Source organism: Amycolatopsis sp. A133 (genome assembly GCF_031082405.1).
GTDB lineage: Bacteria > Actinomycetota > Actinomycetes > Mycobacteriales > Pseudonocardiaceae > Amycolatopsis.
Genome location: NZ_JAVHJU010000014.1, coordinates 17,778 through 33,496, shown reverse-complemented (window position 1 = coordinate 33,496; position 15,719 = coordinate 17,778). Strand labels below are relative to the sequence as shown.

General features: G+C 71.7%; 12 protein-coding genes. 9 read left to right on the top strand and 3 right to left on the bottom strand.

Annotation, left to right across the window (positions count from 1 at the left end; genetic code table 11):
• Positions 1-259 precede the first annotated feature (259 nt).
• The 9 genes from glmS (at position 260) to Q5425_RS13960 (ending at position 11,606) form a co-directional block, all read left to right on the top strand.
• Entirely contained in the window at positions 260-2,122 is a 1,863-nt protein-coding gene (glmS, locus tag Q5425_RS14000) for a glutamine--fructose-6-phosphate transaminase (isomerizing) (RefSeq protein ID WP_308672631.1), read from the top strand.
• 15 nt (positions 2,123-2,137) lie between these two features.
• A complete protein-coding gene (locus tag Q5425_RS13995) occupies positions 2,138-3,577 on the top strand; it encodes an NAD(P)H-hydrate dehydratase (RefSeq protein WP_308672630.1) in 1,440 nt (479 codons plus the stop codon).
• A 136-nt stretch (positions 3,578-3,713) separates the two neighbouring features.
• Complete coding sequence (locus Q5425_RS13990) at positions 3,714-4,550, top strand: DeoR/GlpR family DNA-binding transcription regulator (protein WP_308672629.1); 837 nt, start codon at positions 3,714-3,716, stop codon at positions 4,548-4,550.
• Positions 4,540-5,970 (top strand): xylulokinase, encoded by a 1,431-nt coding sequence (xylB, locus tag Q5425_RS13985; protein WP_308672628.1) that lies wholly within the window; start codon positions 4,540-4,542, stop codon positions 5,968-5,970. The genes Q5425_RS13990 and xylB overlap by 11 nt, the downstream gene beginning before the upstream one ends.
• A 3-nt stretch (positions 5,971-5,973) precedes the next feature.
• Positions 5,974-7,065, top strand: coding sequence for a sn-glycerol-3-phosphate ABC transporter ATP-binding protein UgpC (locus Q5425_RS13980; RefSeq protein WP_308672627.1), 1,092 nt, complete (start codon positions 5,974-5,976; stop codon positions 7,063-7,065).
• A 29-nt stretch (positions 7,066-7,094) separates the two neighbouring features.
• A complete protein-coding gene (gene alr / locus Q5425_RS13975) occupies positions 7,095-8,225 on the top strand; it encodes an alanine racemase (RefSeq protein ID WP_308672626.1) in 1,131 nt (376 codons plus the stop codon).
• Positions 8,222-9,319, top strand: coding sequence for an alpha/beta hydrolase (locus Q5425_RS13970; RefSeq protein WP_308672625.1), 1,098 nt, complete (start codon positions 8,222-8,224; stop codon positions 9,317-9,319). Before alr ends, Q5425_RS13970 begins: the two co-directional genes overlap by 4 nt.
• Complete coding sequence (gene tsaE / locus Q5425_RS13965) at positions 9,316-9,777, top strand: tRNA (adenosine(37)-N6)-threonylcarbamoyltransferase complex ATPase subunit type 1 TsaE (protein ID WP_308672624.1); 462 nt, start codon at positions 9,316-9,318, stop codon at positions 9,775-9,777. Before Q5425_RS13970 ends, tsaE begins: the two co-directional genes overlap by 4 nt.
• A complete protein-coding gene (locus Q5425_RS13960; RefSeq protein ID WP_308672623.1) occupies positions 9,774-11,606 on the top strand; it encodes a P-loop NTPase fold protein in 1,833 nt (610 codons plus the stop codon). Before tsaE ends, Q5425_RS13960 begins: the two co-directional genes overlap by 4 nt.
• A 258-nt stretch (positions 11,607-11,864) precedes the next feature.
• On the opposite strand, the gene Q5425_RS13955 is transcribed toward Q5425_RS13960, so the two are convergent.
• The 3 genes from Q5425_RS13955 to Q5425_RS13945 all read right to left on the bottom strand — a co-directional run bounded on the left by Q5425_RS13955 (position 11,865) and on the right by Q5425_RS13945 (position 15,662).
• A complete protein-coding gene (locus tag Q5425_RS13955) occupies positions 11,865-12,827 on the bottom strand; it encodes a serine hydrolase (RefSeq protein WP_308672622.1) in 963 nt (320 codons plus the stop codon).
• An 86-nt stretch (positions 12,828-12,913) separates the two neighbouring features.
• A complete protein-coding gene (locus Q5425_RS13950; RefSeq protein WP_308672621.1) occupies positions 12,914-14,245 on the bottom strand; it encodes a carboxyl transferase domain-containing protein in 1,332 nt (443 codons plus the stop codon).
• Positions 14,238-15,662 (bottom strand): acyl-CoA synthetase, encoded by a 1,425-nt coding sequence (locus Q5425_RS13945; protein ID WP_308672620.1) that lies wholly within the window; start codon positions 15,660-15,662, stop codon positions 14,238-14,240. Before Q5425_RS13945 ends, Q5425_RS13950 begins: the two co-directional genes overlap by 8 nt.
• Between the last annotated feature and the right edge of the window lie 57 nt (positions 15,663-15,719).

Here is a 15,719-nt window from a genome sequence, read left to right as displayed (position 1 = left end):
TTCACCCATGCCCAGACCACCACGCCGAGTCCCGACGCCACTTCCTCCCCCACAACCACAACAACCCACACACACACACCACCCTCACCAGCCACAACCACGATGAAACAACCCCATTGGGGCGCTCGAGGTGACCGTCGCGAGCCGGCTGCCCAGGTGTACCCCAGTGGTTCGAACCACCGGGGGCGCGTCTCCGCAGGTGAGGGGCGGTTCGCGGACCCCGTCGGCCCGCTGAATGTCCCTCGTTAGGCTGGTGCGCGTGTGTGGAATCGTGGGATATGTCGGGCACCGCCCGGCTCTGGACGTCGTCCTCGGCGGGCTCCGGCGCATGGAGTACCGCGGTTACGACTCCGCCGGTGTTGCGGTCCTCGACGGCGCCGGTGCGCTGACCGTCGAGCGCAAGGCGGGCCGGCTGGCCAACCTGGAAGGCCGGCTCGACGAAGTCGGCCGCGAGCACTTCGGCGGCACCGCCGGCATGGGGCACACCCGCTGGGCCACCCACGGCGCGCCGGTCGACCGCAACTCGCACCCGCACCGGGACGCCTCGCAGCGGGTCGCCGTCGTGCACAACGGCATCATCGAAAACTTCGCCGCCCTCCGCGGCGAGCTGGAAGCCGACGGCGTCGAGATGGCCAGCGACACCGACAGCGAGACCGCCGCTCACCTCATCGCGCGGACGTACACCGAAGGCGACACCAAGGGCGACCTCACGGCCAGCGTCGCCGCTGTCTGCCGCCGCCTCGAAGGCGCGTTCACCCTGGTCGTGACGCACGCCGACCACCCGGACACCATCGTGGCTGCCCGCCGGTCGTCGCCGCTGGTCGTCGGGGTCGGCGAGGGCGAGCACTTCGTCGCCTCCGACGTCGCCGCCTTCATCGAGCACACCCGCGAGGCCGTCGAGCTCGGGCAGGACCAGCTCGTCGTCATCACCCGCGAGGGCTACGACGTCCTGGACTTCCACGGCGACGCCGCCCAGGCGAAGCCGTTCACCGTGGACTGGGACCTCAGCGCCGCCGAGAAGGGCGGCCACGAGTACTTCATGCTCAAGGAGATCGAGGAGCAGCCCGAAGCGCTGGCCAACACACTGCGCGGGCACTTCGAGTCCGGCCGGATCATCCTCGACGAGCAGCGCATCTCCGACCAGGACCTGCGTGACGTCGACAAGGTCTTCGTCGTCGCCTGCGGGTCGGCCTACCACTCCGGCCTGGTCGCCAAGTACGCGATCGAGCACTGGACGCGGCTGCCGGTCGAGGTCGAGCTGGCCTCGGAGTTCCGCTACCGCGACCCGGTCCTCGACCGCGACACGCTGGTCGTCGCCGTGAGCCAGTCCGGTGAGACGGCGGACACGCTCGAAGCCGTCCGGCACGCGCGCGAGCAGAAGGCGCGCGTCCTCGCCGTCTGCAACACCAACGGCGCGCAGATCCCGCGCGAGTCCGACGCCGTCCTCTACACCCACGCCGGGCCGGAGATCGGGGTCGCCTCGACCAAGGCGTTCCTCGCCCAGATCGCGGCCAACTACCTCGTCGGCCTGGCGCTGGCGCAGGCCCGGGGCACGAAGTACCCGGACGAGGTCGCGCGCGAGTTCGCCGAGCTCGAGGCCATGCCCGCGGCAGTCCAGAAGGTACTGTCCACTGTGGAGCAGGTGCGGGATCTCGGCCGCCGGATCGCGGACTCGAAGGCCATCCTCTTCCTCGGCCGCCACGTCGGCTTCCCGGTCGCCCTCGAAGGCGCGCTGAAGCTCAAGGAACTCGCGTACATGCACGCCGAGGGCTTCGCCGCCGGCGAGCTCAAGCACGGGCCGATCGCGCTGATCGAGGACGGCCTGCCGGTCGTCGTCGTGATGCCGTCGCCCAAGGGCCGCGCGGTGCTGCACTCGAAGCTCGTGTCGAACATCAGCGAGATCCAGGCGCGCGGTGCCCGCACGATCGTGATCGCCGAAGAGGGTGACGAGACGGTCCGGCCGTTCGCCGACGAGCTGATCGAGGTCCCCGCGGTGCCGACGCTGCTGCAGCCGCTGGTGTCCACGGTGCCGCTGCAGGTGCTGGCCGCGGAGATCGCCCGCGCCCGCGGGTACGACGTCGACAAGCCGCGTAACCTGGCGAAGTCCGTGACTGTCGAGTAGCGGGAGGCCTTCGCCGTGCAGGGAATCTGGACCACGGAACGGATTCGCGAGGCGGAGGGGCGGGCGTTCGCCGTCACGCCCGACGGTGAGCTGATGCGCCGGGCGTCCTTCGGGCTCGCGGTGCAGATCGCGGACCTGCTCGAAGACCACACCGGCGGCGTGTCCGGCCGCCGGGTCGTGCTCCTGGTCGGCTCGGGCGACAACGGTGGCGACGCGCTGTGGGCCGGGGCGTTCCTGCGCCGGCGCGGGGTGGCCGTCACGGCGATCCTGCTCAAGCCCGAGAAGGCGCACTCCGCCGGGCTCGAAGCGCTGAAGCGGGCCGGGGGCCGGGCGGTGTCCGCCGCGGACGGTCCACAGTGGATCGCGAAAGCCGACGTCGTGGTCGACGGGATCGTCGGCATCTCCGGCCGCGGCCCGCTGCGGCCCGACGCCGCCCGGCTGGTGGAGCTGGTCGAGGCGCCGATCGTCGCGGTCGACCTGCCCAGCGGCGTCGACCCGGACACCGGCGCGGTCGACGGGCCCGCGGTCAACGCCACCCGCACCGTCACGTTCGGCGCGCTCAAGCCGGTGCACGCGCTGGCGCCGTCGTGGTGCGGCGAGGTCGTGCTGGTCGACATCGGTCTCGAGCTGGCGGACCCGGACCTGCAGCGCCTGGACATCGTCGACGTCGCCGCGGCCTGGCCGGTGCCGGGACCGGAGGACGACAAGTACAGCCAGGGTGTCGTCGGCATCGCGGCGGGCTCGGCGACGTACCCGGGCGCCGCGGTGCTCGCGGCGGGGTCGGCGGTGCGCGCGACGGCCGGCATGGTGCGCTACGCGGGCCACGCGGCCGACGTCGTCCGCTCGCAGTGGCCGGAGATCATCGCGACGGGCACGGTCGCGGACGCCGGGCGCGTCCAGGCGTGGGCGGTCGGGCCCGGCATCGGCACCGGCTCCGACGGCCGCGAGGTGCTGCGGTACGTCCTCGGCCAGGGCGTCCCGGTCTGCGCGGACGCCGACGCGACGACGATCATCGCCAAGTCCCCGGACGTCCTCGACGCACGCGATCCGGACACACCCCTGGTCCTGACCCCGCACGCGGGCGAGTACGAGCGCCTGATGGGCCGCGCCCCGGGCCCCGATCGCGTGACGGCAGCGCGCGAAGCGGCGAAGAAGTACGACGCGGTGGTGCTGCTGAAGGGCCACGTCACGGTGGTCGCGGCCCCGGACGGCCGCGTCGCGGTGAACACCCCGCGCGGCGCCTGGCTGGCGACGGCGGGCTCGGGCGACGTCCTCTCGGGCCTGATCGGCGCCCTCCTGGCGGCCCGCCTGGACCCCTGGCTGGCCGCGGCGGCCGCCGCCCACGTGCACTCCCTGGCGGGCGCGATCGCGGCCCAGAACGCCCCGACCTCGGCATCCGGCCTGGTCCACGCGATCCCGGAGGCCATCCGCTCCCTCCGTTCCCTCACCCCCTGATCGTCACTTTCCCTACGAAAGTGTTCCGGAGGTACGCGCTCCGGATAGCTTTCACGTGAAAGCTCGCACTGGCGACGCGGGCAGAGTTATCGAGTTTCCTGTTAACTTCGCGTCTTAGATCTGGTAAGAATGCCGTGTGAGCGGCGGCACAGGAGCATCCGGAGACCGGAAGACCCGGCCGTCCGACGCCGTTGTCGAGCAGCGGCGGCAGGACATCCTCGACCACGTCATCGAGCACGGCGAGGCCCGGATCGACGACCTCACCGCCCGCTTCAAGGTCAGCCTGATGACCATGCACCGCGACCTCGACGACCTGGCCGAACGCCGGCTCCTGCGCAAGCTGCGCGGCAAGGTCGAGGCCTACCCGGCGCTCACCATCGAGACCGCCGCCCGCTTCCGCGACACCCTCCACCACGGCGAAAAAGAAGCCCTCGGCGACGCGGCCGCGAACCACGTCCAGCCCGGCCAGACCGTCTTCGTCGACGACTCCACGACGCTCCTCCCGCTGGTCAAGCGGCTGGCCGAGATCGACGCGCTGACCGTCGTCACCAACTCGCTGCACGCCGCGCGGCTGCTCGGCCCGAAGAACGACGTCGTGCTCGCCGGCGGCCGGTATTCCCCCGAGTACGACTCCTGCGCCGGTCCCGAGGTGCTGAACCTGCTCGACTCGATCCGCGCCGACGTCTCCTTCGTGTCGGTCACCGCGGTCGCCGTCGGGCGGCTCTTCCACCCCGACCGCGACTACGCCGAGCTCAAGAAGGCCGCGCTGAAGGTCGCGAACCAGAGCGTCCTCGTCGTCGACCACTCGAAATTCGGCCGCACCGCCACCTACGCGCACGGCGACGTCGGCGACTACGACCTGCTGATCACGGGCCAAGCCACGCCCACCGAGGAGATCGAGGCCGCGCTGAACGCGGGGACCGCGATCGAGATCGTCGAACACGTCGCAGAGGGGCAGCCCTATGACAGCTGAACTGGTCGCCGGCATCGACTCGTCCACCCAGTCGACCAAGGTCGTCGTGTGCGACGCAGAAACCGGCGAGATCGTCCGCACCGGCCGCGCGCCGCACCCCGACGGCACCGAGGTCGCCCCCGCCGCCTGGTGGGATGCCTTCCAGGAGGCGACGAACGGCGTCCTCGACGGCGTCAAGGCCATCGGCGTCGGCGGTCAGCAGCACGGCATGGTCACGCTGGATGAAAACAACGACGTGGTGCGGCCCGCGCTGCTCTGGAACGACACCCGCTCCGCGCAGGCGGCGCTCGACCTCGTCGACGAGCTCGGCGGGCCGTCGGCCTGGGCGAAGTCCGTCGGCTCGGTGCCGGTCGCCAGCTTCACCGTCACGAAGCTGCGGTGGCTGGCCGAGCACGAGCCCGAGCTCGCCGACCGCGTGACCCGCGTGCTGCTCCCGCACGACTGGCTGACCTGGAAGCTCACCGGCGGCGACCCGGTCACCGACCGCGGCGACGCGTCCGGCACCGGCTACTTCTCGCCGTCCGACAACGCCTACCGCCTCGATGTCCTGAGCCACGCCTTCGGCGGCCGGACACCGGAGCTGCCGACCGTGCTGGGCCCGGCCGACGCCGCCGGCCACACCCCGGACGGCGTGCTCGTCTCGGCCGGGACCGGCGACAACATGGCCGCCGCGCTGGGGCTCGAACTGCAGCCCGGTGACGTCGTCGTGTCGCTCGGGACCAGCGGCACGGTGTTCGGCGTGGCCGAGACCGGCGCGGCCGACGCCAGCGGCGAAGTCGCCGGGTTCGCCGACGCCACCGGCCGCTTCCTGCCGCTCGCCTGCACCCTCAACGCCGCCCGCGTCCTCACCGCGACGGCGTCGATGCTCGGCGCGACGCTGAGCGAGTTCGACCGCCTCGCGCTCGCCGCCGGACCCGGGGCCGGCGGGCTGACGTTCCTGCCGTACCTGGACGGCGAGCGCACTCCGAACCTGCCCGGCGCCACCGGCTCGCTGACCGGCCTGACCCGGGACAACATGACCCCGGAGAACCTCGCGCGCAGCGCCGTCGAAGGCATGCTCTGCGGCTTGGCCGCCGGCCTCGACGCGGTGCGCGCGCACGGCCTCGACGTCCAGCGCGTGCTGCTGATCGGCGGTGGTGCGCAGTCGCGTGCCGTCGGCGCGGTCGCGCCGCTGGTGTTCGGCGTGCCCGTGCAGCTGCCCGAAGTCGCCGAATACGTCGCGCTCGGTGCGGCGCGGCAGGCGGCGTGGGCCCTGGCGTCCAGTGCGGAACCCCCGTCCTGGCAGAAGAACCGCAAACTCCGGCTCGAGCTGGACGAGCCGACCGAGGCGCAGCGCGCCGAGGGCCACCGGATCCAGCAGCGCCACCTCGAAGCCCGCGAAGCGGCTTACGGGGTCCGGCGGAATCTCGGAGAGGACTGACCGATGGCTTCCATCACCTACGACAAGGCGACCCGGCGCTACGCCGGTTCGGAGCGCCCCGCGGTCGACGCGCTGGACCTGGAGATCGCCGACGGCGAGTTCCTGGTGCTGGTCGGCCCGTCCGGCTGCGGCAAGTCGACCAGCCTGCGCATGCTCGCCGGCCTCGAGGACATCGACGACGGCGCCGTCTGGATCGGCGACCGCGACGTGACCCAGCTGCCGCCGCGCTCGCGGGACATCGCGATGGTGTTCCAGAACTACGCGCTGTACCCGCACATGACGGTCGCGCAGAACATGGGCTTCGCGCTGAAGATCGCCGGCCGCCCCGCGTCCGAGATCAAGCAGAAGGTGTTGGAGGCGGCGAAGCTGCTCGACATCGTGGACTACCTCGACCGCAAGCCGAAGGCGCTCTCCGGTGGTCAGCGCCAGCGCGTCGCGATGGGCCGCGCGATCGTCCGCGAGCCGCAGGTCTTCCTCATGGACGAGCCGCTGTCGAACCTCGACGCCAAGCTGCGCGTGTCGACGCGTACGCAGATCGCCGCGCTCCAGCGCCGCCTCGGCGTCACGACGGTTTACGTCACGCACGACCAGGTCGAGGCCATGACGATGGGTGACCGCGTCGCGGTGCTGTCGGACGGCCTGCTGCAGCAGTGCGACACCCCGCGCGCGCTGTACGACCGGCCCGCCAACGCTTTTGTCGCCGGCTTCATCGGCTCGCCGGCGATGAACCTCGCCACCGCCAAGCTGACGGCCGACGGCGCGGAGGTGGGTGGCGCGCGCGTGCCGCTGACCCGCGAGACCATCGCCGCGGCCGACGGCGACACCGTGACCCTGGGCTTCCGGCCCGAGGCCCTCGAGGTCGTGACGAACGAGGACGGCGCCCTGCCGATCAAGGTGGACCTGGTCGAGGAGCTCGGCTCGGACGCCTTCGTCTACGGCAAGCTCGCCCAGACCGACGCCGACGACACCCGGCCCAACGTCGTCGTCCGGGTCGACCCGCGCACGCCGCCGGCCATGGGGGACACGCTGCACCTGCGGATCCGCCCGGACGAGCTGCACGTGTTCTCGGCCACGTCCGGGGCACGCCTGCCCTGACCTCGGCTCATGGGAAACTGGAAGTCGCCATGACTTCCAGTTCCTCCCACGGGCACCGCCCCCGCGCCCAGGTCGACATCGACCTCGACGCGATCCGCCACAACCTCACCCTGCTGGGCGCCCGCGCGCCCGGCTCCGAGGTGATGGCCGTGGTGAAGGCCGACGCCTATGGCCACGGCGCGCTGCCGGTGGCGCGCGCCGCGGTCGAGGCCGGGGCGAGCTGGCTGGGCACCTGCTCGCTCGGCGAGGCCCTGGGTCTTCGCGCGGCCGGGATCACCACCCGGCTGTTCAGCTGGCTGGACACCCCCGACACCGACTTCGCGCCGGGCATCGAGGCCGGCATCGACCTCGCGGCCAGCTCGCTGGGTGAGCTTCGCCGCATCGCGGATGCCGCCAAGGCGGGTACCCGAGCGCGTGTGCACCTCAAAATCGACACCGGGCTCTCGCGCAACGGCTGCCCGCCGTCCGCCTGGGCCGCACTGGTCGAAGCGGCGGCCGCCGAACCGCGGGTCGAGGTCGTCGCGATCTGGTCCCACCTCGCGTGCGCCGACGAACCCGGGCACCCCTCGATCGACCTGCAGGCCAAGCGCTTCGCCGACGCCTACGACACCGCCCGCGCCGCCGGGCTCGACCCGATCCGGCACCTCGCGAACTCCGCGGCCCTGCTCACCCGGCCGGACCTGCACTTCGACGTCGTCCGGCCCGGCATCGCCGTGTACGGGCTCAACCCGGTGCCGCAGCCCGAAGACCTGCGCCCGGCCATGACGTTCCGCTCGTCGGTCGCCCTGGTCAAGCGGATCGAAGCCGGGGAATCGGTGTCCTACGGGCACACCTGGACCGCTGCACGGGACACGAACCTGGCGCTCGTCCCGGCCGGGTATGCCGACGGCGTCCCGCGTTCCCTTTCGGGCCGCATGGACGTCCTGCTCGGCGGGCAGCGGCGCCCGGTCGCCGGGCGGATCTGCATGGACCAGCTGGTGGTCGACTGCGGCGATTACGCACCGGCCGTCGGCGACGAGGTCGTCCTGTTCGGCGCCGGGGCGCACGGCGAGCCGACCGCCCGGGAATGGGCGGACGAGCTGGGGACCATCGACTACGAAATCGTCACCTCGATGTACCGGCCGCGGGTGCGGCGCCGGTATCTGGGGGACCGCTCGTGACACCTTCACGACGACTGCTGGCCATCGCCGGCGGGGTCGGGGCACTGGCCACCGGAACCGTCGCCGCCATCGCCGTCGCCGCGCAGCAGCGGCGGCACAACGAGGACCCGGACATGGACGAGCCGCTGGGGGAGCTGAAGCCGGACCGCACTTCGACGGTCGCGGCCGAGGACGGCACGCCGCTTTCGGTCGAGGAGATCGACCCGGAAGACGGCGGTGAACCGGAACTGACCGTCGTGGGGGTGCACGGTTTTGCGCTTTCGCGGCGCTGCTGGCATTTCCAGCGTCGCGACCTCGCGTCGCTTCGGCTGCCGCGCGTGCGTCAGGTGTACTACGACCACCGCAGCCACGGGCTGTCCGGCGCGGCCTCCGCGGAGACGTCGACCATCGAACAGCTGGCGCGGGACCTGGACTGCGTGCTGCGGTCCGTGGTGCCGGACGGGCCCATCGTGCTGATGGGGCACTCGATGGGCGGCATGGTCATCATGGAGCTGGCCGCCGAGTTCCCTTCGCTGTTCGAAGACCGCGTGTGCGGGGTCGCGTTCATCGCGACGGCGGCGGGCGAAGTCGGGGCACGCGGGTTACCGCGTTCCCTGCTCTCGAAGTACAACCCGCTGACACGCGCCGCGGGCGGCCTCGCCGGCTGGCAGCCGGGGTTGGTGGAGTTCGTCCGCGCGGCGGGCGGCCAGCTGACGCGGCAGGCGGTGCGCCGGCTGGCGTTCGGCAGCCGCGACGTCGCCCCGCGGCTCGTCGACTTCATGCTCGAGATGCTGGAAGTGACGCCGGTGCGCGGGCTCGTCAACTTCATCGACACGCTCGGCAGCCACAACCGCTACGCGGCGCTGGCCGGCCTGAAGCACGCGGAAGTGCTGGTCATCGGCGGCGATTCGGACCGGTTCACGCCGATCGCGCACGCCGAGCGGATCGCGGCCGAGCTGCCCGACGCGGAGCTGGTGCGCGTCCGCGGCGCCGGGCACATGGTCCAGCTCGAGCAGTCCGAGCTGGTGAACAGCCATCTGATCGATCTCCTGCAACGCTGTTCCGGTGTGGACGGCGAATCCTCGTCCCGGCGAACCTGGTGGTGGCAGCGTTGAGTTTGGTGTTCCCGACCCCCGACGACACGATGGAGTTCGGGCGGGCGCTCGGCCGCGTGCTGCGCGCGGGCGACCTGGTGCTCCTGGCCGGCCCGCTCGGGGCGGGCAAGACGACCCTGACCCGCGGCATCGCGGACGGCCTCGGCGTGGGCGGCCGGGTGAGCAGCCCGACGTTCGTCCTGGCCCGTGTCCACCCGGCGGGCACTCTTGGGGTGCCGCTGGTGCACGTCGACGCGTACCGCCTGGGCGGCGATCTTTCCCAGCTGGACGACCTGGACCTCGACACGGACCTCGAGCGCTCGGCGATCGTCGTCGAGTGGGGCGAGGGTTCGGCGGAGCGGCTGTCGGACGACTACCTGGTGGTGCGGCTGGACCGCCGCGAGGACGACGTCCGCGAGGTCACCCTCGAACCGCACGGCACCTGGGCCGACCGCGTCCCGGAGCTGGTCAGCCCGTGACCCGGGCACGGCGTTTCGTTGTGCTCAACGACGCGCCGCTGGGCGATGGCGCGGACGAAGACCTGCTCAAGATCACGCAGGTCGCACGGTCCCTCGCCGACTTGATCGTCGCGTCACGGAACACCGCGCCCTTCACCTTGGCCATCGACGCCGCCTGGGGCATGGGCAAGAGCAGCCTCCTGCACCGGCTGGACGTGACGTTGGCCGCCGAGGCCGGGATTTCCACCGTGTGGTTCAACGCGTGGACCTCGGGCCGGGCGAGCGCGTTGGAAGGTCTGATCAAGTCGGTGCTGCTCCGCTTCGACCGCAACGTCATCCGGCGGGCCCTGCGGTCGATGTCGAAGCGCGCGCACCTGCTCGGTGCGTTGCGTGGACTCGGGCTCGTGGCTGCCAGCTTCTTCGGTCTCGGCCGGGTGGTCGACGAGATGTGGCAGCGCATGTCCTTGGACGCGCAGGCTCGCAACCAGATCAAAGGCGTCCTGCGCGATGCGTTCGGGGCCTGGCTGGCGAAGGGCGGCGAAGCCGGCGGCCGGCTGCTGGTCGTGTTCGTCGACGACCTGGATCGATGCGCGGGCGAACGTGTTGTCGAGGTGTGCGAAGCGATCAAGCTCTACCTCGACGTGCCGGGGATCGTCTTCGTGCTGGCCTGCGACCAAAGCGCTTTGTGGCGAGCGGTCCAGATCTCATCGGGCGTCGGCGACCCCGCGGCCGCGGTGGAGTACCTGGAGAAGATCGTCCAGATCAGCTACCGCATTCCGGCGCCGTCGTCCGACCAGGCTCTGCAGCTGGTGGACGGCTACCTCTACCGGTCGGGAACGAGCGGTTTGTTCGACAAGCCGCTGAAAGACCTGATCATCGAACGTTCCGGCCGCAACCCACGCCGGATCAAGCGGCTGATCAACAGCTTCGTGCTCGAGTACCACCTCAACCGGACCTGGGACGCGATCGGTCTGGAGAACCTGGTCAAAGTGATCATGCTCCAGCACTTCTACCCGGCGTTCTACCGCCTCCTGAGCAATCCCCGTCACCTCGGCCTGATCCCCGAGTTCCTGGCGTACCGGGACTTTCGCAAGGAAGTCAAGGAGGGTGGCGCGGTGACAACTTCCGGCTGGGCGGCGCTGTTCGGCTCGAAGGGGCTGCGGCCCCCGCAGGGCCGGTCGGACGAGCTGCACGACTTGGAGCGGCAGCTGCCGGCGGAGTTTCCGGCCCTGGTCGACGACCGGGACTTCGTGGCCTTGCTGGAGAGCTTCGGCCCGGCCACGGAAAGCGTGATGGAGCAGCTGCAACGGCGTCCGCTCGCGGTGACCCAGGTGCCGGAGGACCTGGCCATCACGGCCGACGGCGGGCTGGTCGCGGTCCAGCAGGTGGCGGGGCTGCGGGAGAGTTTCCCGTTGGCGGCGAACCGGCGATCGGCGCGCGTTCGCCTCCCGGTGGGCGAGCCGATCCGGCCGGCGCTGCGCGACCTCCGCGTCCTTTGGGTCGACGACCAGCCTCCGAACAACCGCGACCTGGCGGGCTACCTCGTCGAGTGCGGCGTCCGGGTCGACATCGCGAGGGGCTGGACCGAGGCACGGGACGCGCTGGTCCGGAATCGTCCGGACGCCCTGCTGTCGGACTTCCGGCGCGGCACCGATGACAACGCGGGGATCGACGATCTGGCGAGCTTCCGCCGCGAAGGCTACGACGGCCCGGTGCTGTTCTTCTCCGGGAAGGTACCCAGCCTGAGGCTGCAGAGCTGGATCCAAGAACTGCGGGCAGAGGGGCCGACCAACGACGAGAACGAGGTGGTGCGCTGGCTGGAGCAGCTGGTCGCCAGCCGGGAGGATTGACCACCGCCCACGCCACGCCAGGTCCGCCGGGTCCTGCGGCCGCAGGTGCAGCTGGTTGGCGATGTCCGGCACCTCCGAAGGCGGGCGCTCGAGGATCGCCGCCGCGGCCTCGGGATCACCTGATCCAGCCGGAACGCATTCGGGAAGGGCGAGGTCATTCGCGCCGCGCCGAACAAGCTGATCGGATCACGGCGGCGGACCGCCGGAGGGCAGCGACCGCCGGGTGCCCACGGTGGTCGCTGCCCTCGGTAGCCGCGCTCAGCCGCCGTTGTACTGCTGGTAGGCCGGTGCCCGGAAGGCCTTGGTGCCGGCGCCCGCGATCTTGTCGACCGCGCGCAGGAACTTCGGCCCCATCTTCGCGGTGGCCTGCCGGACCGGGTGTGTGGCCCCGAAGTCCTCCGGGTTCGCCTGGCCGTGCGCGAACATCGAGTAGATCAACACCGGCTTGCCCGCGGCGTCGAACATGATTCCCGCCTCGTTGCGGCCGTCGTTCAGCCAGCCCGCCTTCGTGGCGATCCTCGCCCGATCGGCGGACGACATCTCACGCCGGACACCGTCGGTGAACGCCACCTGCGACCGCAGGATGGACAGCAGGTGATCCGTCGACGCCGGGCTCAGCAACGTGCCCGCGACCAGCGCCTTCAGCAGGTCGTGGGTCTCGCGCGGAGTGGTTTGGCCGAGGAAGTAGCGGTTCGGGTTGGCCACCGGCGTGACCTGGGTCTTGGGGAAGCCCTTGGTCACCAGGATCTGGTTGATCTCGGCCGCCGGAACCACGAGCCCCACCAGCCGGACGCACGTGTCATCCGAAACCGTGAGGAACAGCGACAGGACGTGGCCCAGCGTGAACGCGCTCGGGTACGCCTTGTCCAGGATGATGATGCCGTCACCACCCGGCACGACGATGCTCGCCGGCACCTGGACCTGCTGGTCCAGGGTGAGCAGGCCACGGTCGATCTTGTCCATCAAGGTGACCGCGACGGCCACCTTGTTGACGCTGTACGCCTCGACGATCTCGTCGGACGCCACGTCGACGGCCACCTGGTCGGCCACGCTGATGTAGGAGTTCCAGGTGCCGCCTGCCTCAGCGGCCGCGTTGTCGTAGACGCGCTTGACCTTCTGCCTGGCCCGGTCCGGTGTGGCCGGGCTGGCCTCGATGTCCGCTTCCTGCGCGGACGCGGGAGAGCCGGCCAGAATGCTTCCAGCGGCGACAGCGGTCCCCAAACCGAACGCCGCTCGCCTGTTGAGTTGATACCCCATCGCGAGATCCAACCACGGATGGATGAACCTCGTGAGTGGTAACGCGGGTTCTAACCCTCCTTGACACTCACGACCGCCCGCGCCACGCCCAGGTCCACCAGGTCCTGGGGCCGCAGGTGCAGCTGATTGGCGATGTCCGGCACCTCCGACGCCGGCCGCTTGAGGATCGCCGCCGCCGCTTCCGGGGATGTCACCGAGAAGTACGCGTCCGGCGCCACCCACGTCGAGCCCGCCGCCGCGAACGCCAGTGCTCCGCCCGAGCCGCCTTCGCCGATCACCAGCGTTGTCACCGGGACCGATGCCGTCGCGACCGCCTCGAACATCTCCGCGATCGCGCCGCCCGCGCCCGCCTGCTCCGCCGCCGCGTCGTTCGCCGCGCCCGGGGTGTCGACCAGGGTCAGCACCGGGATGCCCAGCCGCGACGCCAGCCGCACCAGCCGCGCGGCCGTGCGGAAGCCCGAGGGCAGGGTCGGCGTGCCGCACTGGGCCGCGTACGCGATCGTCCGCCCGTCGCGCCAGCCGAAGCCGCACGCGACGCCGGGATCGGCGCCGCCCACCCGGTCGCCGCTGACGTCTTCCCGCCAGTCGAAGTACGCGTCGAGGTACTCGCCCGCCCGGGCGCGCGATGGTGACCGCGCCGCCTGAACCGCCTCCCAGCCCGTCGAAGGCAGTGAAGCGGCCCGCAGCGCGGAAGGCGGTGGGGCCGCCGCCGACGAGTGTGCGGTCAGCAGCCGCAGCCACCGTTCCAGCGTTGTGCCCAGTGCCTCCGGTGCCACGACGGCGTCGATCTGACCCCAGCCGAAGTGCGCCTCGGCCGTGTACGCCTCCGGCGAGCCGGCCGGGCGCACGCGCGAGCCCGCGAAGCCGACCTGTGCTTCCGGCAGGGCGAGGATGACGTCGGCGCCCGCCCCGAGCGTCGCCCAGCCGCCGCCGGTCGTCGGGTCGCGCAGGACCGAGATCTGCGGGATGCCCACCGACCGCGTCAACGCCGACGCCCGCGCCACCCGCTGCAGCTGCATCAACGCACGCATGCCCTGCTGCATGCGGCTGCCACCGGTCGCGATCAGCGACACCACCGGCAGCCGCGCGTCGCGGGCGTGCGCGAACGCCGCCTCGATCCGGTCGCCGGTCCGCTGCCCGAGCGACCCGCCGAGGAACCCGAACTCGAAGGCGACCAGCACGGCTTCGACGTCGCCGATCTTCGCCGTTCCGCAGACGACCGATTCCTTCTCGCCCGTGCGTTCCGAAGCGGCGGCGCGGGCTTCGCGGTAGCCCGGCCAGCCGATGGGGCCGTCGGCGGGCTCGTCGCGCAGCGGGGTCGGGAACTCCGTGAAGTCACCGGCGATCGCGCCGACGACCTCGCGCGCCGGCAGCCTAGGCACCGAGCGCCCGCTTCATGACCTTGCCCATGTCGTTGCGCGGCAACGCGTCCAGGTACCGGACGACCCGCGGGCGCTTGTGCGGCGCGAGCAGCTTGGCGACGTGGTCGGCGAGCTCCTCGGCGGCCGGTGGCTCGCCGGAAGGCACGATCCACGCGACGATCCGCTCACCCAGGTCGTCGTCCGGCTCGCCGGTGACGGCCGCCTCGGCGACGTGCGGGTGTTCGAGCAGCGCGTTCTCGATCTCGCCCGCGCCGATCTTGTACCCGCCGCTCTTGATCAGGTCGGTCGCCTTGCGCCCGACGATCTTCACGTACCCGTCGGCGTCACGCGTCGCCACGTCGCCGGTGCGGAACCAGCCGTCGACGAACGCGGCCGCGGTCGCGTCCGGGCGGTTGAGGTACTCGGTGAACAGGTTGGGGCCGCGGACCTGGATCTCGCCGACGGTCCCGACGTCGTCGATCACTTCGCCCCCGTCGCCGACCAGCCGCAGTTCCACCCCGCGCAGCGGCACGCCGACCGTGCCGGGCTTGCGCTCGCCGTCCGCGCGCACGCTGGTGTTCATCAGCGTCTCGGTCATGCCGTAGCGCTCGACGACCTGCTGGCCGGTCGCCCCGGTGATCCGCTGGTGGTCGTGCACCGGCAGCGCCGCGGACCCGGAAACGAGCAGACGTGCGCCCTTGAGGGCCTCCGCCAGCGCGGTGTCGGTACCGACCTCGCCCGCGATGCGGTGGTACATCGTCGGGACGCCGAACAGCATCGTGGCGCCGGCCGAGAGTTCGCGGGCGACGCCCTCGGTGGAAAACCGGCCGAGGTGGCGCACCGAACCGCCGCGGCGCAGCGGGCCGAGGATGCCGAGGATCAGGCCGTGCACGTGGAACAGGGGAAGCGCGTGCACGAGGACGTCGCCGGCCGTCCAGTCCCAGGCGTCTTCCAAGGCATCCAGCGTGGTCGCGAGCGCACGGCGGGGGAGCACGACACCCTTCGGCGGACCGGTGGTGCCCGAGGTGTAGACGATCAGGGCGGGGGACTCCGGGTCCGGCTCTTCCGCGAGCGCACCGGCCTCGCCGGTGAGCGGGATGTCGCGGCGCGGCAGGGCCGCCAGCCCGGCGGGCAGGTCGACGCCGGGTTCGGCCAGGACAAGTGCCGGTGCGCTGTCGGCGAGGATGTGGGCCAGCTCGCGCTCGCCGATCTTCGGGTTCAGCGGCACCGCCGGCACCCCGGCGAGCAGCGCGGCGACGACCGCGACGCTCGTGTGCACGGTCGGCGTCGCCCACACCGCCACCCGGCCGGGTGGCAGCTCGCGGGCGAGACCGCCGGCAACGGCGGCGAGGTCGTCGTAGGTCAGGGCGTGGTCGCCGAAGCGCAAGGCAACCTTCGCGGCACCGGCGACGAGCGTGGGGAACAAGGGGTCGGGCACCGCGGGGACCTCCCAGTGTCGGACTCCATCCGCACGTTACCGTGCTGATCGGTCCCC

Bases quoted from the DNA above. Each gene is read 5' to 3' on its own strand.
- xylB (WP_308672628.1), top strand. From the start codon at position 4,540: ATGACAGCTGAACTGGTCGCCGGCATCGACTCGTCCACCCAGTCGACC.
- Q5425_RS13980 (WP_308672627.1), top strand. From the start codon at position 5,974: ATGGCTTCCATCACCTACGACAAGGCGACCCGGCGCTACGCCGGTTCG.
- alr (WP_308672626.1), top strand. From the start codon at position 7,095: ATGACTTCCAGTTCCTCCCACGGGCACCGCCCCCGCGCCCAGGTCGAC.